Raw genomic sequence first — 17950 nt, forward strand, 5'->3', positions numbered from 1 at the left:
CACGGAAGTTCGCGTCGCGCAGCACAATCGCGGGACCGGAATCCTTGAAAGTGGGACCAAAGGCCCAAGACCGCAGGTGTGACCGTCGATAAACTCGTGTATCGAGTGGGAGCATTCTCCCGCGTGGAAGGAACCCAGGTGACCGCAGTCCTCAATGGTCGTGACGTTCAGTCGATACGTGTTGTGCCGGAATCGGTTTCGAGTGTAGTACGGTCGGACGTCCGGACGAGTGAGCGGTACCTGCGTGCCGCGGTCGCCGACCTCATCGAGCAGAATTTTCGTGATCCCGACTTCAGTGTGGAAGTCGTCGCCCGGCACCTGCACGTGAGCCGCCGGCACCTGTACCGGGTGCTCGCCGGTGGCACCACGTCGCTCGCCGAGATGATCGCCGATCGACGTCTGGAGTGGGCGGAGGGGCTGCTCATGGGTCCGGGCAACCTGAAACTCGAGGCCATCGCCCACGCGTCGGGATTCGCCTCGACGGCGACGATGCGCAATCGCTTCCGGTCGAAGTTCGGCTGCACCCCCGACGAGTTCCGCCGGATGGCGCCGGCGTCGGGACCGGACGCCGAGGCCAGCTGAAAACGACTCCGGCGCAAGCCTTTTCGCCCCTGAATCGGGGTTCACTCCGGCGCCGGAGTCGTCGTCACCGTCTGGCGTTGACCGTCACACCGTGCAGAGCGGTGAATAGTCGCTGCGACCACCGGTGGTCGGCGAGACGAGGAACGTGCACGGGTTATACCCGACCTTCTCGATCTCCTTGGTCAGGCGACGCAACTCCGAGTTGGGGACCACCTTGTCGCGCGACAGCAGGAATCCCGATCCGCGCGAGGGATCCCCGACGATCGCGTACCGGTACGGCCCGGCGGGGTCCGGCCCGTCTTCGAGGTAGGCGACGATGTAGTTCGGTGCGCCGCCCGGGTTGATGCTGCCCGGTGTCTGTGGGAACCGGACGCTCAGTTGGGCATTGGTCTGCGGGTCGACGACTGTCGCACGGCCGACGACGCCACCACGCATGCCGGTGGGGCCGGTGCACCGGTTGTCGACGCCGATCGTCTTGGCGTCGATGTAGGTGTAGGTCGCGCTGGTGTCCCGGGCGCAGGTGACCCCGAAGAAAGACGGCACGGTGGCGAGCTGCCACCACTTGCCGAGGTAGCGATCCACCTCGACCTTCGCCACGGGGGCCAGCGGCGCGGCTTGCGCCGGACCCGTCCCGGCGGCGAGGCCGACGCTGAGGAGGACGCCGGCGACAAGGGCTGCGAGGGACCGGGTGATGCGCATGGTGTTCCTTTCGGGCGGTTCGTCGTCGCGCTACCCAGGTGGAGCAGCGTCACCAGACGATTCGGACCGGATGCGCGTCGTGGATTGGTTACCCCGCAGCCCTCGTCTCAGCGAACTGTCGTCACCGCGTCAGAGCGGTCGGTCACAGGTTGTATTCGTTGTTGGGGTTCCAGGTGGAGACAGCCCAGATCACGATCAGGTCCAGCACGATGATCAGGATGGCCCACGCCGGGTAGTAGGGGAGCCACAGGAACTGGGCGATGATCGACAGCGAGGCGATGATGATCGCGGAGATCCGCGCCCAGTCGGCGCCCACCGCGAGACCGCCGGCGACGAGGACCCCGACGATGCCGAGGATCAGGTGGATCCAGCCCCAGGTGGTGAGGTCGAACTCGAAGATGTAGTTCTGGCCGGCGACGAACAGGTCGTCGTTCGCGATGGCCGAGATGCCCTGGAAGATCGAGACCAAGCCGGCCACGAAGAGCAGCGCGGCGGCCACGATCGCGATACCGAAGGCGAAACCCTGCTTGGCCGACGAGTTGGCCTGCTGATCGGGGGAAGCGCTCATTGTTTGGCGTGTCCTTTCAGTGGTTGTGCGCCGACTCCTTGGTCCCGACCGACGGCGCGGCGGCACTGGTACGGATGGACCACATCAAGGATGGGATGTGCGACGCTACTTCGCACGGGTTTCAGCCACACCGGGCACATCTTTGACCAGGCGATTTAGTAGTCGGCGGGGGCGGGGTATAAGCTATCGCAGGCTACACACGGGGTGTGGCGCAGCTTGGTAGCGCGCTTCGTTCGGGACGAAGAGGTCGTGGGTTCGAATCCCGCCACCCCGACGCAAGGTTGAGATTGCAGAAGAGACCCTGACCTGGAGAAATCCGGTCGGGGTCTCCTCGTCTCTGTGGGGTCACTCCGGTTCCTCGGCCGACGACGACCGGCCACCGATGTGGGCCAGGATGATCGGATCGTCGGTGACGACGCGGTCCACCTCCTCGCCACCGTCGCAGCGCAGCAGACCCAGGGTGATTCCATCCGGCCCGTGATGGACCACCCGCCACGACGCCCCCGAATCCTCCCAGCGCAGCAGGTCGTCGAGTGTCATCGGGACGGGCCGGTCACCGACGGGCCCAGCTGCCGCGCGAGGTCGAGGAGATCCGTCGCGTGGAAGTCGTTGTCCGGCGAGCCCGAATCGTCCTTCTCGTCCCCGCCCCACTCGTCCGGCCGCTCGACGAAGGCCGTCCGCAGGCCGAAGGAGCGCGCGGCGTCGAGATCGCTCTGGTGAGTGGCCACCATCATCACCTCGGCGGGCTCCACCTCGAGCAGATCCGCCAGCCCGCAGTAGGTCTCGCGCGCAGGTTTGTAGTGCCGCCAGAGGTCGGACCCGCCGATCACGTCCCAGGGGAACGCGTTGTACCGGGCCATGTCGGTGAGCAGCGCGACAGTGCCGTTGCTCAGTGCGCAGACGATGTGATCGCGCCTGAGGAGTTGCAGACCCTCGACCGCGTCCGGCCAGGCCGGAATCGTCCGCCACGCACGGACGAGGGTGCGGGCCTGATCGTCGTCGAGTGTCAGTGCAAACAGCGAGGCGACGTCGTGCAGCGTCTCGGTCTGCAGGTCGTCGAGGCGACGCCACGGCAGTTCGCCGGATTCCACGCGAGCCAGGATCGGCGAGTACCGGCGTCGCCACTTCTTGGCGAACGCCGCTGCGTCGACCTCCGGTGCGATCGCGCCGACGGCGCCGGAGATCCCGGTGAACCAGTCGGTGACCGTCCCGAAGGTGTCGAACGCCAGGACCTTCACGCGGGGATGAAGGTCAACGCTCACATGGTCTCCCGGGCCAGCTGCGGGAGCGACTGGTCGGCGTCGTAGTCGGCATCACCGTGCGACACAGGTGTGAGGGTGAGCAGGCTGGCCTCGGGGCGGCAGCAGAAGCGTGCCGGGGCGTACGGGGACGTGCCCAGGCCCGCACTCACGTGGAGCTTCATCGACGATCCCCAGCTCGACGGACCCTTGACCCGGGAGCGATCCAACTGGCAGTTCGTCACCAGAGCGCCGAAGAACGGCAGGCAGAGCTGGCCGCCGTGCGTGTGTCCGGCCATCACGAGGTCGTAGCCGTCCGCGGCGAACCGGTCGAGGACCCGCGGTTCGGGGGAGTGGGTGAGTCCGAGCCGCAAGTGTGCCAGGGGGTTCGGGCGGCCCGCGATCGTCTCGTAGCGGTCTCGCTCGATGTGGGGATCGTCGACGCCGGCCGCGACGACCCGCACGCCGCTGACCTCCAGCTCGCGGACCGTGTGCGTCGCGTCGAGCCATCCACGCTCGGTGAACGCCGCACGCAGATCCTGCCACGGCAGGGGCTCGCCGTGCGTGCGCTGATGGTCCTTCTTGAAGTACTTGAACGGATTCTTCGGCTTGGGGCCGAAATAGTCGTTGGACCCGAAGACGAACAGGCCGGGCCGCGACAACAACCCACCGAGCGACTGGATGACCGACGGCACGGCCTGCGGGTGCGCGAGGTTGTCCCCGGTGTTGACGACAAGGTCGGGTTCGAGCGCCTCGAGCTCGGCGATCCACGCCTGCTTGAGGCGTTGGTTGGGCATCATGTGCAGGTCGCTGATGTGCAGGACACGTAACGGCGAGGCGCCCGGTTCGAGAACGGACAGCGTCGTGTGTCGCAACGCAAAGGCGTTGCGCTCGATCACCGTCGAGTAGAGCAGTCCGGCGGCGGCGAGCCCCGCCACGCCGGCCAGAGCGCGCGCGGGTACCCCGGAACCGGACGGACCGAGGCGAGAGATGCCGAGGCGTGCGATGTCGAGTTCGGAGTGCTGCATCACCCCAGAATACGCATCCCCCACGACGATCCCGCCCCGGTTTCGTGAGCAGCGCGGGCGGGGCGTCGATTGTCTGATCGCGGGTCAGCCGGGTAGCTGGATCACCACCGGGCCGACACCGGGTACCACGACGGTGGTCTCGGTGGGGCCGCCCTCGTCCCCGCCGGCGCGGCGGCCGTTGCTGACGTAGATCGTCACGGTGCTGCCGGGCATGGCCGAGTCGGACGGTGCGGTGAAGACCACGGTGCCCTGCGGGCGTCCGCTGTCCACGTCGAGCTCGCTGACCTTGAACCCGGCACCCTGCAGGCGCGATGTGGCCTCGCTGGCGGGCAGGCCGCTGACCTGCGGGATACGGCCCCGGTCGCTGCCGTTCCAGTACTCGCGGTCGATCGGGGGCAGGCTGACGGGGCCGAACTTCGTCGCCACCGGTTTGACGGCCTGGAACCAGGTGCGCGCCGGTTCCATGCCGCCGTAGAGGTCGCCGTCGTAGCAGGAGCGCAGCGGACTGCTGCAGACGCCCTGCGGGTTCGGGCCGTCGCTGTAGACGTACGCGGCGCCGGCGATCTGGTTGGTGAACCCGACGAATGCCGAGGAGCGGTGCGCTTCCGTCGTGCCGGTCTTACCCGACATCGGCAGCGTCCAGCCCGCGGAGCCCGCGGCACCGGCCGCGGTGCCGGCGCCCACGTCGTCCTTGCTCATGGCGTTGGCCAGCGAGTGCGCCAGGCCTTCGTCCACGACCTGCTCGCACGGCGGTGGCGTGAACGGCACCGCGGTCAGGGCGCGCCGGCCGTCCGGTCCCATGACCGGGTTGCCGTACTGGTCCCGCTTGATCTGGCTGATCGACTTGATCGGGTTGGGCGGGCACCAGGTGCCACCCGACGCGATGGTGGCGGCGACGTTGGCGAGCTCGAGGCCGTTGAGCGGCAGCGGGCCGAGGGTGAAGGAGCCGAAGTTCCCGTCCTTGACGTACTGGGCCATGCTCTTCTCGCCGTAACCCGACGACCCGGGGATGGTGTACGAACGCAGGCCCAGGCGGACCGCCATGTCGACCGCCGGTTTGACGCCGACCTGCTGCAGCAGCTTCACGAACGCGGTGTTCGGCGACTGTGCCAGGGCGTTCGTCACCGACATCGACGCCGGGTAGCGGCCGTCGTTCTTGACGCAGTACGCATTGGCGGGACACCCGTTGGCCCCGCCGCTGTTGCCCATGCCCTCGACGGCGATGGACCCGGGGACGGGGATGGTGGAACCGGCGCCGAGACCCTTCTCCATCGCGGCGGCGACGGTGAAGATCTTGAACACCGAGCCGGCACCGTCGCCGACCATCGAGAAGGGTTGCGGCTGCATCGTCTCGCCGCGGTTGAGATCGAGACCGTAGTCGCGGCTCGACGCCATCGAGAGCACGTCGTGCGATTTCTTGCCCGGACGCAGGGTGCTCATCACGTCGGCGACGCCGTCGGCGGTCGGGCTGGCCTGACTCTTCACCGCCCGCACCGTGGACCGCTGGACCTCGGGGTCGAGCGTGGTCTGGATGATGTAGCCGCCGCGCAGGACCGAGTTGCGGGACATGCCGTTCTCGGCCAGGAACTGAAGGGCGTAGTCGCAGAAGAAGCCGTTGTTGTCGGCCGCGATGCAGCCCTGGGTCGGGGTCCGCGGACTCGGGAGCACGCCCACGGGTGCCTCCTTGGCCGCGACGAGCTCGGCGCGCCGTTCCGGGAAGTTGTCGATCATCGTGTCCAGCACGACGTTCCGGCGCGCGAGGGAGGCTTCGGGGTTCGAGTACGGATTCAGCGCAGAGCTGGACTGCACCATGCCGGCCAGCAACGCGGCCTGCTCGACCCGCAGGTCCTTGGCGGGGATGCCGAAATAGGTCTGCGCGGCGGCCTCGATGCCGTAGGCGTTGTTCCCGAACGGCACGACGTTCAGGTACCGGGTGACGATCTGCTTCTTGGCCTCCTGCTTGGCGGCGGCGTCGTCGAGCCCCTTGTCGCGCTTGGCCTGATCGATGAGGGTCTGCTCGAGGGTGAGCGCCATGCGCACCTCGCGGAGCTTGCGCGCGGGTGTGGTCTCGATCGCGGCCTGGCGGTCGGCCTCGGTCCGTGCGAGGACCAGGAGTTGATAGTTCTTGATGTACTGCTGGTCGAGCGTCGACGCACCCTGCTGGACCTCGCCCGACGACGAGTTCTTCAAAGCGGCACGGATGGTGCCCTTCCAGTCGACGCCGTCGTGTTCCAGGAACCGCCGGTCCTCGACGGAGATGATCGCTCGGATCATGTCGGGGGAGATGTCGTTGTAGCCCACCTGATACCGGTACTGGTCGAACAGCACCGCGATCGGCTTCCCGTCGACGTCGGTCATCGTGGTGACCTCCGGCAACGTGCCGTTGAGCAGTTCGGAGGACACGTTCTCGACAGCGGCCGCCGCCCGGTTGGAGACGACGCCGATTCCGCTGGCCACGGGGTACAGCAGGCCGGCGACGAGAACTCCGGCCAGCAGGCTCGCCCACGCCAGCGACCACAGTTTCTTCGACATCACCCCGACAGGATACGTGCGTTCGTTCCGAACATCGTCCTGCCTCGCCCGCGGCATCGGCGCAGCGTGGTCCCGAGCCGACGGTCGGGGTGCCCGCGGGTCGCCGGGCGGATGCGCCGGAGGCCACCGTCCGCGGGCCGTCTGTTCGGATGAGTTTGCACGGTTGTCCCACTTTGTTCGCTCCAGGGGTTGCGCCCCCAAGCACAGATCCCTAGATTGAGTGCAGAATGTGACTCACTTAACAGTTCGTTACAAATGTGGCTTGAGCAGCGAGGTCGAGACGTTCTCGCAGCTACGCAGACACGACAGGTAGGGGTGGCGGATGGCGACAGCGGCAGTTTCCAACGAAGAGGATCGCTTGGCGTGGGTTGCTCAGGCGCGTTGTCGAGGGGGAGACCCCGATGATCTGTTCGTGCGGGGCGCGGCCCAGCGCAAAGCCGCCACGATCTGCCGCCACTGCCCGGTGCAGCTCGAATGCGGTGCCGATGCACTCGACAACCGCGTCGAGTTCGGCGTCTGGGGCGGACTGACCGAACGTCAGCGTCGCGCACTCCTCCGCCAGCACCCCGAGGTCACGTCCTGGTCGGCGTTCTTCGCCGCGCAGCGCCGGCGTCATCGCGACGCCGTCTGACCTCTTCTCCGCCGAGCCGTGTCGAGTGGTTTCGACACGGCTCGTCGCACGCTCCTCGCCTGCTCAACCAGCAGGGGGGGCTCGGCGCACGCTCCTCGCCTGCAACCAGCGGGAGGCGGCTCGTCGCACGCTCCTCGCCTTCTCAACCAGCGGGGGACGGCTCGTCGCGCTCGGTGATCAGCCGCGGCCGGTGATCTGCTCGGCCACCGCGCGCAGGGCGGTCACATCGGCCACCTCGAACGGCAGCGCCGGGACCCCGACGATCGGCACCCGCGGGTGCGACGCCGTGAACCGTTGCAGCAGATGGAGTTCGCGCTTCCCGGTGGCGGCCCGATCCGCGTGAATCCGGAGTACACCGCGAGCCAGTTCGTCGTTGACCGATTCGAGGGCGACCAGCGCTGCCTCCTCGTGGATCGACGTCAGGTTCGGGTGGGTCCGGTTGAGGATCAGTCCGGCCAGTGGCATCGACTCCTCGGACAGGCGGTCGACGAAGAACGCGGCCTCCCGCAGGGCATCGGCCTCGGCCGCAGCCACCACCGCGAACTGGGTGCCCGGCTGTTTCAGCAGGGCATAGGTCTTCGCGGCGCGGTCCTGGAAGCCGCCGAACATCGAGTCCAGTGACTGCACGAAGGTCGCCACGTCGCGGAGCATCTCGCCGCCGATGATCGTCGAGACACCCCGCATGGCCAGGCTCATCGCGCCGGTCACCATCCGGCCGACGCCGCGACCGCCGCCGACCAGCACCTTCATCAGACGCCCGGACAGGAACGACCCCAACCGCTGCGGGGCGTCGAGGAAGTCCAGTGCGTTGCGCGACGGCGGGGTGTCGACGACGATCAGGTCCCAGTGGTCCTGCTCGAGAAGCTTGCCGAGCTTCTCCATCGCCATGTACTCCTGCGTCCCGGAGAACGACGAGGCGACCGTCTGATAGAAGGCGTTCTGCATGATCGCCTCGGCGCGTTCGGGAGTGGAGTACTCGAGCACCATCTCGTCGAACGTGCGCCGCATGTCGAGCATCATCGCGTCGAGCGTGCCCTTGCCGTCGATCGCGACCGGCTGCGGGTCGTTGGTGAGTTCGGACATCCCGAGCGACTGCGCCAGGCGCCGGGCCGGGTCGATCGTCAGCACGGCCACGGTCCGGCCCTGTTCGGCGGCGTACATCGCCATCGCGGCAGCAGTCGTTGTCTTGCCGACTCCGCCTGCGCCGCAACAGATCACGACGCGGGTCGCGGGGTCGGTGAGCACCGCGCCCATCTTGAGGTCGAGTGGCATCACGCACCCGCTTTCTGGAGGAGGTCGGCCAGCTCATAGATCGACCCCAGGTCGACGCCGTCACCGAGGGACGGCAGTTCGAGTGTCGGCATCTCCACCTCGTCGAGCTGCGCCTTGGCGATCTGCTGCGCCTGCAGGCGGGTCGCGTGCTCGATCGTCTCGGTGAGCAGGCCGGCCAGGTCCCCGTCGGCGAGCTTGAGTCCGGCGGCGGTGAGGCCGTCCTCGACACGCCCCGCGTCGACCCGACCTTCGGCGATCTCGTCGATCACCTCGGCCGGCAGGTGGGGTTCGCTGACGCGGTTGATGACGAGACTGCCGAGGTTGAGGTTCTTGCCCCGCAGTTCGTCGATCGCCTCGATCGTCTCCTGGATCGGCATCGCCTCGAGGAGCGTCACCAGGTGGATGATCGTCTCCTCCGAGTGGAGCAGGCGGACGACACCTTCGCTCTGGTTGCGGATCGGGCCGGTCTTGGCGAGGTCGGCCATGGCCTGGGTGACGTCGAGGAAATTGCCGATCCGGCCGGTCGGCGGCGCGTCGACGACCACCGCGTCGTACACGCGGTTGCCCTGCTTGTCGGTGTGGATGATGCGCTCTTTGATCTTGCCGGTGAGCAGGACGTCGCGGAGTCCGGGAGCGACGGTCGTCACGAAGTCGATCGCGCCGATCCGCTTCATCGCGCGGCCGGCGAAGCCGAGGTTGTAGAACATGTCGAGGTACTCGAGAAGGGCGTGCTCGATGTCGATGGCCAGCGCGGACACCTCGCCACCGCCCTCGGCGGTCGCGATGCGGGTGTCGGTGGGTGGCAGCGGCGGGATGTCGAAGACCTGCGCGATGCCCTGGCGACCCTCGGTCTCGACGAGGAGGACCTTCTTGCCGTCGGCGGCGAGCGCGAGTGCGAGCGCCGCGGCGATCGTGGTCTTGCCGGTGCCGCCCTTGCCCGTCACGAAGTGCAGGCGAGCGCGCGCGGCGGCCGCCGGCCACTCGTTCTCGCGCGCGACGGAGGAGTTGTCTGTCACGCCGGAATCGAGCGCCTCGCCCGACCCGGATCGTGAGCCCTGTTCGTTGGCCACCGCAACACCTTATCCATTGACCGTCGCCAGATAGGGTGAGTCCATGAGTGAAGTGACCGCGTGGGAATACGTGACCGTGCCGCTGCTGACGCACGCCACGAAGCAGATCCTCGATCAGTGGGGCGCAGACGGTTGGGAACTGGTTTCGGTTCTGCCCGGTCCCACCGGCGAGCAGCACGTCGCCTACCTGAAGCGACCGAAGGGCTGACCATGGCGACCACGTGGACCGATCGTCTGGCCGAACTGGGCATCGAACTCCCGTCGGTGGTGCCACCGGTGGCGAGCTACACCCCGGCCGTGCGCACCGGCAACCTCGTCTACACCTCGGGACAGCTGCCCATCGTCGACGGCGAACTGTCGGCGCGGGGCAAGGTCCACGAGGGCGCCGAAGGCGTCGTTCGGCCGGACGAGGCGACGGCAGCAGCCCGGGTCTGCGCGCTGAACGCGCTCGCCGCGATCCACGCACTCGTCGGGATCGACTCGGTCGTCCGGGTGGTCAAGGTCGTCGGGTTCGTCGCGTCCGCACCGGGCTTCACCGGTCAGCCGGCCGTGATCAACGGGGCTTCGGACGTCCTCGGTGAGATCTTCGGCGACGCCGGTGTGCACGCCCGGTCCGCGGTCGGCGTCGCCGAACTCCCGCTCGGTGCGCCGGTCGAGGTGGAACTGATCGTCGAAGTGGCCTGACGTCTCCATTGGACGTCGCGCTGCTGGTCGTGGCAGCCGCCGCGGCCGGGTGGGTCGACGCCGTGGTCGGCGGCGGTGGCCTCGTCCTGATCCCGGCGATGCTGATCGCCCAGCCGGGGTTGCCGATCGCGACGGCCCTGGGGACCAACAAGCTGGCGGCGGTCTTCGGGACCGCGTCGGCAGCGTGGCGTTACGTGCGGCACGTCCGGATCGATCTTCGTCGCCTGATCCCGGTGTTCGTTGCGGCGCTCGCCTTCTCGGCCCTCGGCGCGACGGTGGCCGTCGTCCTGCCCACCGAGATCTTCACGCCGATCGTGCTGGTCATGCTGGTCGGCGTCGGACTGTTCGTCGCGCTCAATCCCGGCTTCGGGACTGACGCGTCGACGGGACCGCGCTCGCGCGTCTCGACGATCGCGGGCCTCGTGCTGGCCGGTGTCGTCGTGGCCTTCTACGACGGGGTGATGGGTCCCGGGACCGGTACCTTTCTGATCATCAGCCTGACCGCGCTGGTCGGGACGAGTTTCCTGGAGAGCTCGGCGATGGCGAAGGTCATCAACACCGGTACCAACCTCGGCGCCCTCACGGTCTTCGGCCTGCAGGGAAATGTGCTGTGGCTCTTGGGTCTCGGCCTGGCCATCACCAACATCGTCGGCGCCCAGATCGGCTCGCACATGGCGATCGGCCGCGGCAGTTCGTTCGTGCGGTGGGTCCTGCTGGCCGTCGTCGTCGTGATGGTGGGGAAGCTCGGGTACGACCTGATCGTCGGCTGAGGTGGCCGGACTCGGCGGACAGCGCTGTGGAACGGCATCGGCCGAACTATGCTCTCCTCGTCGACCCCGCAGCGGACGGGTCGCGACCCGATCGTCGTAGAGGCGGTGCATCATCAGCGATTCGACGGCTTCCGAGGCCGCGACGCCGCTGTCGGGAAAGCAGCGGGTCCTCGCGCTGCTCCTCGCGATGGCGATGTTCGTTCTCGTCGTGGACACCTCGTTCATGAATGTGTCCATATCGGCGGTGGTCCGTGATCTGGACACGACCGTGAGCGGTGTGCAGTCGGCGATTGCGCTCGAGGCGTTGGTGTCCGCCGCGTTCATCCTGATCGGGGGCAAGGTCGGGGATCTGATCGGTCGCCGGCGGGCCTACGTGATCGGTTTGCTCGCCTATGCCGTGGGCGCGTCGGCCATGGCGCTCGCACAAGGTCTCACGACGATCATCGTCTTCTGGGCGATCGTCGGCGGGATAGGGGCTTCCCTGCTCCTGCCCGCGATGCAGTCGCTGGTACACGGCAACTTTCACGGCGGCGACCAGAAGCGGGTCTACGCCCTCGTGGGCGCCGCCGCCGCGATCGCGGCCGCCGTCGGCCCGCTCCTGGGCGGTTTCATCACCACATACCTGTCCTGGCGGATCGCCTTCGTCGGTGAGGTCGTCGTCATCGCGATCGTGTTGTGCGGCATCGGTTTGGTCCGCGACGTCGAGTACACGGGTCCACGGGGAGTCGACCCCGTCGGTGCTCTGCTCTCGGTGCTGGGAATGGGTGGGATCGTGCTGGGGATCCTCGTCTGGCAGGAGGGCGGTGAGGCCGTCGGCATCCTGCTGGTCCTGGGTGCCGCGGGTCTGGGCGGACTGACCTGGTGGCTGACCCGCCGGCGGCGCGCCGGGCGGCCCACGCTATTGGACCCGGACCTGTTTCGCTCCAAGCCGTTCCGCCTGGGCGTCAGCCAGCAGTTGCTGCAGCAGATCGCTCTCGGCGGCATCATGATCTCGCTGCCGATCTATCTGCAGATGGTCCTCGAGTACGACGCCATGGAGGCCGGGTTGTCCCTGGCGCCCCTGTCGCTCAGCATGTTCGCGGTCGCGCTGGTCGCCGGTCGGCGGACACACACCCGGCCCCCGTCGACGTTGGTGCTCATCGGTTTCGGCTTGCTCACGCTCGGGGTCGCGGTTCTGCTCCCGATCGTGCCGCGGGCGGACTTCGGCTGGGGTCTCGTCGTGCCACTCGTCGTGGCGGGTGCCGGCCTGGGGCTGCTCGTCTCGCAGCTGAACGACTACACGCTCGGGCCGATGAGCGACGAGCGTGTGAGCGAGGCGGCCGGAACCAACTCTGCGGCCGGATCATTCGGTCTGTCCTTCGGACTCGCGAGTGCCGGTGCGATCCTGTTGGCCTCGCTCGCCTTCGGATTCGCGCGCGAGGCAGAGTCCAGCGAGGTCCTGGCGCCCGCGGAACAGCAGCGGGTGGCGCAGGTGCTCGACGACGACGCACAGGTCATGAGCAATACACAACTGACCGAGTTGCTGGCCGGGCAGCCCACGGACGTAAGCGACGAGATCATCCGGATCAACACCGAAGTCCGGCCGGTCGCGCTACAGGTGGCGCTTGTGGTCCCACTCGCTGCGGGTGTTCTCGGCACGATCAATTCGCTGCGGATGCGGAGCAGACCCGGTCGTCCGCGATCATGAGTGAGAACGTCGCTCTGCAACGGCGGACCATCGTCCTGCTGTGCACGGCCCAGATCCTGGCCGGCCTGTCGATGGGCGGAGCGCTGGCGCTCGGGGCGATCCTCGGTGAGGAACTGTCGGGAACGGCGTCCCTGGCCGGGATACCGACGACCGTGGTCACGCTGGGGGCTGCGGCCGCCGGTCTCCCGCTGGCGTCACTGGCCGCCGGACGCGGGCGGCGTCCCGCGTTGACCACGGGCCTGGTGATCGCCGGGGCCGGTTCGCTGGTCGTGGCCGCCGCCGTCGATCGCGGCTGGTTCGCGTTGATGCTCGTCGGAATGGCCGGGGTGGGGTCGGGCACCGCGGTGAGCCTGCAGGCACGTTTCGCGGCAACGGATCTGTCGTCGGCCGACACTCGTGGCCGCGACCTCTCGCTCGTGGTGTGGACGACGATGGTCGGCGCGGTGATCGGGCCGGCGGTGGTCCCGATCGGCGCCACCGTCGCCGGGTGGTTCGCGATGGCCGATCTGTCGGGTCCGTTCCTCGTGGGTGCGGTCGGGTGCCTCGGGGCGGCGGCCGTGCTGTTCGTCGGCCTCCGCCCCGACCCGCTGGTCGTGGCGACCGGCGACACGGACGGGGGTCGTGTCAAAGTGTCGCTGGCCGAGGGGCTCTCGGCGATCACGCACTCGCCGCCGGCGCGGGCCGCGATGGCCGCGGTGGTGTCGGCGCACGCGGTCATGGTCGGGGTGATGGCGCTGACGCCGGTCCACATGCATCACGGGGGCGCCTCGGTGACGCTGGTCGGCCTGTCGATCAGCGCGCACATCGCCGGGATGTACGCGCTCGCACCGGTGATGGGCCTGCTCGCCGACCGGACCGGCCGTATCCCGGTGATCCTCGGCGGTCAGGCGACACTCGTCGTCAGCTGCGTGGTCGGATTCGTCTTCGCGGAATCGCAGATGGGTCTCGTCGTCGCGCTGGTCCTGCTCGGCGTGGGATGGTCGGCGTCGACGGTGGCGGCCTCCACGCTCCTCACCGACAGTGTCGACACCGCGCGACGCGCACCGGCGCAGGGGGTTTCGGACACCGCGATGAGTCTGGCCGGCGCGCCCGCGGGCGCGCTCTCCGGACTCGTCGTCGGGGCCTTCGGCTACGGGGTGCTGGTGCTCGGCGCCGCCGTGATCGCGGTGCTCACGGCGGCCTACGTGGTGCTCGACGGTGTCCGCGACCGACGACGGACCGCCGTGGCCTAGGGTTCGACACACGGATCGGGGACACTGGGGAGGCCGTCGGATGGCAGCATCGCAACTCGTCGGGCGTACCGGGACGGTGACGATGTCGATACCGGGCGGCGAACTCCTCGGGGAGATCGAACTGCCGTTGGCCGGCGGAACCGAGCGGTTCCTCGCCCGCGCCGCCGCACCGATCGGGCTCGACGCGCCTGTTCTGGTCATCGCCGAGCGTTCCGGCCGAGTCGTCGACGTCGAGCCATGGGTACCGGTCCCGGGCACGGCGAACCGAACCATGTGAACAACCGATCGTCGAAAGGTCCCGGATGCGGCAGGATCTGACGTCGACACATATCGCCTGCCGCTCGAGGAGAGACCATGCTCGGCTACTACGTTCCCGAACCCGATGAGGCGATGCTGATCTCCGGCGCCAAGTCCGACTTCGACGATGCGCCGTTCGTGGTCGTCGTCGGGCACGGGAAGTGGGTCATGCCCTTTTTCCGGAAGGTCCGTTTCCTGTCGATGGCGTTGCACGAGGCGACGATCCGCGAGGTCTGTGTGACGACCCAGGGCATCCAACTCAACGTGCGGGCGGTCATCGCCCACAAGGTCGGGAATGACGTGGCGTCGATCGTCAACGCCGGACAGCGCTTCATCTCCGAGCAGGAGAACGAGATGAATCAGCTTACCGGACAGATCTTCTCGGGTCACCTGCGTTCCATCGTGGGCTCGATGACCGTCGAGCAGATCATCCGCGAGCGCGACACCCTGGCTCGTCAGGTGCTCGACGCGTCCAAGCGTGAGATGGGATCGATCGGTCTCGTCGTCGACTCGTTCCAGATCCAGTCGATCGACGACATGGATTCCGGTTACATCAACGCGCTGGCTGCCCCGAACATCGCCAAGGTGCAGCGCGAGGCGGCGGTCGAGCGTGCTCGCGCCGACCAGGAGTCGGCGAAGGCGCAGCAGGAGTCGCTGCGGAACCAGGCCGACTACGAGCGGGAGACCGCGATCAAGCGGGCTGCGATCAAGGCCGAGACCGACAAGGCCAATGCCGAAGCCGCCCAGGCCGGTCCGCTCGCGCAGGCGCGGGTCAACCAAGAGGTCATCCGCGAACAGTCCGTGCTCGCGCAGGCGCAGGCCGAACTCCGTGAACAGGAACTGATCTCCGAAGTGGTGAAACCGGCCGAGGCCGAGGCGCTACGACGACAGATCATCGCCGAGGCGGAGGCCAAGGCGGTCGAGATCCAGTCGGCGGCCGCCGCACAGCACAACCGCATCGCCCTCGATCAGCAGCTCATCGAGGCCCTGCCCACGCTCGTCGGCGAGGTCGCCAAGGGCCTCAGCACCGCGAACCTCACCGTGTACAACGGGGCCGAGGGCGTCAACGAGATCATGACCGGTGTGATCACCCAGGGTGCCGCGCTGCTGCGCAGCCTGCAGGATCAGGTGGCGCCCACGGTGGTGGACGGGTCGGCCGGCGAGCAGTCCGTGAACGGTGCGACGGTCGGCGGGGTCTGACCCGGGGATCGACTCGGCATGGTCGGATCGTCGGGCTTCGCCCGGTTCTCCGCACCGAGTGGATAGGCTCGGGGACCATGAGCTCACCGAACGACGCCGCACCCACGCACCCTGCCTACGGGGTGCTGCGGGAAGTGACACCCTTCGCGTCGGTCCTGCTGTGCGACAACTCCGGGATGATGGAACTCGACGGCACGAACACCTACGTGCTGCGCGCTCCCGGCAGCGAGGAATGCGTGGTCGTCGACCCGGGACCGCCGAAGTACAAACACCACGCCCGGCGCCTCGCTGAATTGCCCGGGGTCGCACTGGTCTTGGTGACCCATCGGCACTTCGACCACACCGGCGGGGTGTCGCGCCTGCACAAGCGCACGGGTGCGCCGGTACGTGCTCGGTTGGAGAAGCACTGCCGCAACGGGGCGCCACTGCGGGATCGTGAGGTGATCGAGGCCGCGGGTCTGCGGATCACGGTGCTGTTCACCCCGGGACATACGGGGGATTCCGTCAGCTTCCTCGTCGAACACGACGGACAACGTGCGGTCCTGACCGGCGACACGATCCTCGGGAGTGGCACGACCGTGCTCGATCCCGCCGACGGCGGGTTGCGCGACTATCTGAACTCGCTGAACCGTCTGATCGTCGAAGGGGAAGGGGCGGCACTGCTCCCGGCGCACGGTCCGGACCATCCCGATCTGGGCCCCGTCGCGCGGTACTACAAGGCGCATCGCGAGGAGCGGATCGACCAGATCGTCGCCGCTCTGGACACGATGGGTGTCTCGGCCCGCGACGCGAAGCCGATGAAGGTGGTGCGCAAGGTGTACTCCGACGTCGACAAGAAGCTGTGGCCCGCCGCGCGGATGTCGGTGAAGGCACAGTTGGAGTATTTGCGCGAGGCCTGACCCTTCGAGGCTCGCTTCGCTCGCACCTCAGGGAGCGGGGAGGAGCAACGCCGCTCGCACCTCAGGGAGCGGGGAGGAGCAACGCCGCTCGCACCTCCGGGAGCGGGGAGAAGCAACGCCGCTCGCACCTCCGGGAGCGGGGAGAAGCAAAGCCGCCCGCTCCCGGAGGAGCGAGCGGCTTCGTGGTGAACTCGAGTCAGCGCGCGCGGCGCGCGAGACGCTCCGAGTCGGCGATGAGCACGCTCTTGCCCTCGAGGCGCAGCCATCCGCGCTGGGCGAAGTCGGCGAGCGCCTTGTTGACGGTCTCGCGCGATGCGCCGACGAGCTGGGCGATCTCTTCCTGGGTCAGGTCGTGGGTGACGCGCAGCGCGCCGCCCTCCTGGGTGCCGAAGCGCTGCGCAAGCTGCAGGAGCTGCTTGGCGACGCGACCGGGCACGTCGGTGAAGATGAGGTCGGCGAGGTTGTTGTTGGTGCGGCGCAAGCGGCGTGCCAGCACGCGCAGCAGCTGCTCGGCGATCTCCGGACGGTCCTTGATCCACGCCTTCAGCGCGTCACGGTCCATTGACACCGCGCGGACCTCGGTGACCGTCGTCGCCGACGAGGTACGGGGGCCGGGATCGAAGATGGAGAGTTCGCCGAACATGTCGGACGGGCCCATGATCGTCAGCAGGTTCTCGCGTCCGTCGGGCGAGCGTCGGCCGACCTTCACCTTGCCGGACATGATGATGTAGAGCCGATCGCCGGGCTCGCCTTCGTGGAAGATCACGTGTCCGCGAGGGAAGTCGACGGGCTGAAGCTGCTTGGTCAGCGCCGCGACGGCGGAGGGCTCGACGCCCTGGAATATGCCCGCCCGCGCCAGTACTTCTTCCACCTAGGGAACCTTTCTCGAATCTCTCTACAGCCCGCGTCAGATCGCGCCGTTGGCTACGCTACCCCGCGCACAAGCATATGTGTTGGATGGGTCACTGGAAGCTCATTGCGGGTGTGTCCGATTGGCGGAGTGTCGACGCGGTGGTCGGGCGGTACGGAAGCGGGGGCGGCGACGGCCGGTCAGCTGGCCCGCTGCGGCGATTCGGTGTGGCCGGACACCGCTGATTCGTGACGGGTGACCCGTCGGTCGCGGAGTTCGTCGAGCGCGGCCGGCATGCCCTCGCGGGCGAGGGTCTGGACGTTCTGGGCGTCGGCCGAGTCGAGGAAGTCCTCCACCTCATCGCGTGAGACCGCCGAGCGGTCGATCCGGGACTGGACCTTGTCCATGCCCATGGCGAACAACATGAGTACAGCCGGGAACAGCAGCGCCGCGAGACCGTGCATGGGGACAAGTAAACACAATCGACCCGCCCGGAACCGCATCGAGAGGGCCGCCGTCATTGACTTGTTACCTGACCGTAGGTTGCGCGTGAGCACGCCGATGTGGCCGTGACCAGCCCTTCTCCCAGGGCGAACACGCGGTTCTGACCTGCGGTGATGTTCCATTCAGGAGGTGTGTGAGAGTGCTTCGCCCCGTGTCGGGGGCCAGCGGAATCGGGCTTCGCCGTGCGCATCGCTAACCTGAATCAGG

20 protein-coding genes and 1 tRNA gene are annotated in these 17950 nt (G+C 68.0%); 11 read left to right on the plus strand and 10 right to left on the minus strand.

Features of this window, described 5'->3' with window-relative positions; translation table 11 throughout:
• Nucleotides 1-138 precede the first annotated feature (138 nt).
• Complete coding sequence (locus GR168_RS02465) at nt 139-582, plus strand: AraC family transcriptional regulator (RefSeq protein WP_159369923.1); 444 nt, start codon at nt 139-141, stop codon at nt 580-582.
• Nucleotides 583-666: 84 nt separating this feature from the next.
• Here the strand turns inward: GR168_RS02465 and GR168_RS02470 are convergent, their stop codons facing one another.
• Together GR168_RS02470 and GR168_RS02475 are read right to left on the minus strand one after the other, a co-directional pair.
• The gene (locus GR168_RS02470; RefSeq protein ID WP_159369924.1) at nt 667-1281 is read right to left on the minus strand and encodes a lipocalin family protein; all 615 of its coding nucleotides are present in this window, start codon (nt 1279-1281) and stop codon (nt 667-669) included.
• A 142-nt stretch (nt 1282-1423) separates the two neighbouring features.
• Entirely contained in the window at nt 1424-1849 is a 426-nt protein-coding gene (locus tag GR168_RS02475; protein ID WP_058251076.1) for a hypothetical protein, read from the minus strand.
• Between the two features lie 200 nt (nt 1850-2049).
• Between GR168_RS02475 and GR168_RS02480 the strand changes: the two genes are divergently transcribed.
• Nucleotides 2050-2123 (plus strand) — tRNA-Pro (locus GR168_RS02480).
• 71 nt (nt 2124-2194) lie between these two features.
• Here the strand turns inward: GR168_RS02480 and GR168_RS02485 are convergent.
• From GR168_RS02485 to GR168_RS02500, 4 genes are all read right to left on the minus strand, one after another.
• Nucleotides 2195-2389 (minus strand): hypothetical protein, encoded by a 195-nt coding sequence (locus GR168_RS02485; protein WP_058251077.1) that lies wholly within the window; start codon nt 2387-2389, stop codon nt 2195-2197.
• Nucleotides 2386-3111, minus strand: coding sequence for a haloacid dehalogenase type II (locus GR168_RS02490; protein ID WP_238995003.1), 726 nt, complete (start codon nt 3109-3111; stop codon nt 2386-2388). Before GR168_RS02490 ends, GR168_RS02485 begins: the two co-directional genes overlap by 4 nt.
• Nucleotides 3108-4115, minus strand: coding sequence for a metallophosphoesterase (locus tag GR168_RS02495; protein WP_159369925.1), 1008 nt, complete (start codon nt 4113-4115; stop codon nt 3108-3110). The genes GR168_RS02490 and GR168_RS02495 overlap by 4 nt, the downstream gene beginning before the upstream one ends.
• 84 nt (nt 4116-4199) lie before the next feature.
• Nucleotides 4200-6647: a penicillin-binding protein gene (locus GR168_RS02500; RefSeq protein ID WP_159371798.1), complete on the minus strand. Its 2448-nt coding sequence runs from the start codon at nt 6645-6647 to the stop codon at nt 4200-4202.
• Between the two features lie 322 nt (nt 6648-6969).
• Between GR168_RS02500 and GR168_RS02505 the strand changes: the two genes are divergently transcribed.
• Nucleotides 6970-7278, plus strand: coding sequence for a WhiB family transcriptional regulator (locus tag GR168_RS02505; protein ID WP_004022078.1), 309 nt, complete (start codon nt 6970-6972; stop codon nt 7276-7278).
• Between the two features lie 177 nt (nt 7279-7455).
• On the opposite strand, the gene GR168_RS02510 is transcribed toward GR168_RS02505, so the two are convergent.
• Both GR168_RS02510 and GR168_RS02515 read right to left on the minus strand, forming a co-directional pair.
• Nucleotides 7456-8550, minus strand: coding sequence for an ArsA family ATPase (locus GR168_RS02510; RefSeq protein ID WP_058251081.1), 1095 nt, complete (start codon nt 8548-8550; stop codon nt 7456-7458).
• On the minus strand, nt 8550-9620 hold the full coding sequence (locus GR168_RS02515; RefSeq protein WP_058251082.1) for an ArsA-related P-loop ATPase: 1071 nt from the start codon (nt 9618-9620) through the stop codon (nt 8550-8552). The genes GR168_RS02510 and GR168_RS02515 overlap by 1 nt, the downstream gene beginning before the upstream one ends.
• Before the next feature lie 43 nt (nt 9621-9663).
• On the opposite strand from GR168_RS02515, the gene GR168_RS02520 reads away from it, so the two are divergent.
• The 8 genes from GR168_RS02520 (at nt 9664) to GR168_RS02555 (ending at nt 16389) form a co-directional block, all read left to right on the plus strand.
• The gene (locus tag GR168_RS02520) at nt 9664-9828 is read left to right on the plus strand and encodes a DUF4177 domain-containing protein (RefSeq protein WP_004022081.1); all 165 of its coding nucleotides are present in this window, start codon (nt 9664-9666) and stop codon (nt 9826-9828) included.
• 2 nt (nt 9829-9830) lie between these two features.
• Nucleotides 9831-10304 (plus strand): RidA family protein, encoded by a 474-nt coding sequence (locus tag GR168_RS02525; RefSeq protein ID WP_159369926.1) that lies wholly within the window; start codon nt 9831-9833, stop codon nt 10302-10304.
• An 8-nt stretch (nt 10305-10312) separates the two neighbouring features.
• Complete coding sequence (locus GR168_RS02530) at nt 10313-11074, plus strand: TSUP family transporter (RefSeq protein ID WP_159369927.1); 762 nt, start codon at nt 10313-10315, stop codon at nt 11072-11074.
• 187 nt (nt 11075-11261) lie between these two features.
• A complete protein-coding gene (locus GR168_RS02535; RefSeq protein WP_343213030.1) occupies nt 11262-12761 on the plus strand; it encodes an MFS transporter in 1500 nt (499 codons plus the stop codon).
• Nucleotides 12758-13993 carry an MFS transporter gene (locus tag GR168_RS02540; protein ID WP_159369928.1) on the plus strand — a complete coding sequence of 412 codons (1236 nt, stop codon included), beginning with the start codon at nt 12758-12760 and terminating at the stop codon, nt 13991-13993. The genes GR168_RS02535 and GR168_RS02540 overlap by 4 nt, the downstream gene beginning before the upstream one ends.
• Nucleotides 13994-14033: 40 nt before the next feature.
• Nucleotides 14034-14270: a hypothetical protein gene (locus tag GR168_RS02545; RefSeq protein ID WP_058251086.1), complete on the plus strand. Its 237-nt coding sequence runs from the start codon at nt 14034-14036 to the stop codon at nt 14268-14270.
• Between the two features lie 77 nt (nt 14271-14347).
• A complete protein-coding gene (locus GR168_RS02550) occupies nt 14348-15490 on the plus strand; it encodes a flotillin family protein (protein WP_058251087.1) in 1143 nt (380 codons plus the stop codon).
• Between the two features lie 77 nt (nt 15491-15567).
• Complete coding sequence (locus GR168_RS02555) at nt 15568-16389, plus strand: MBL fold metallo-hydrolase (protein WP_078111781.1); 822 nt, start codon at nt 15568-15570, stop codon at nt 16387-16389.
• Between the two features lie 196 nt (nt 16390-16585).
• Here GR168_RS02555 and GR168_RS02560 read toward each other — a convergent pair whose 3' ends face one another.
• Nucleotides 16586-17260, minus strand: a complete 675-nt coding sequence (locus tag GR168_RS02560) for a Crp/Fnr family transcriptional regulator (RefSeq protein ID WP_004022089.1) — start codon at nt 17258-17260, stop codon at nt 16586-16588.
• Between the two features lie 179 nt (nt 17261-17439).
• Nucleotides 17440-17703 (minus strand): hypothetical protein, encoded by a 264-nt coding sequence (locus tag GR168_RS02565; protein WP_058251089.1) that lies wholly within the window; start codon nt 17701-17703, stop codon nt 17440-17442.
• Nucleotides 17704-17950 lie beyond the last annotated feature (247 nt).

It is taken from the genome of Gordonia sp. JH63, from assembly GCF_009856645.1.
GTDB classification, from domain to species: domain Bacteria; phylum Actinomycetota; class Actinomycetes; order Mycobacteriales; family Mycobacteriaceae; genus Gordonia; species Gordonia hongkongensis.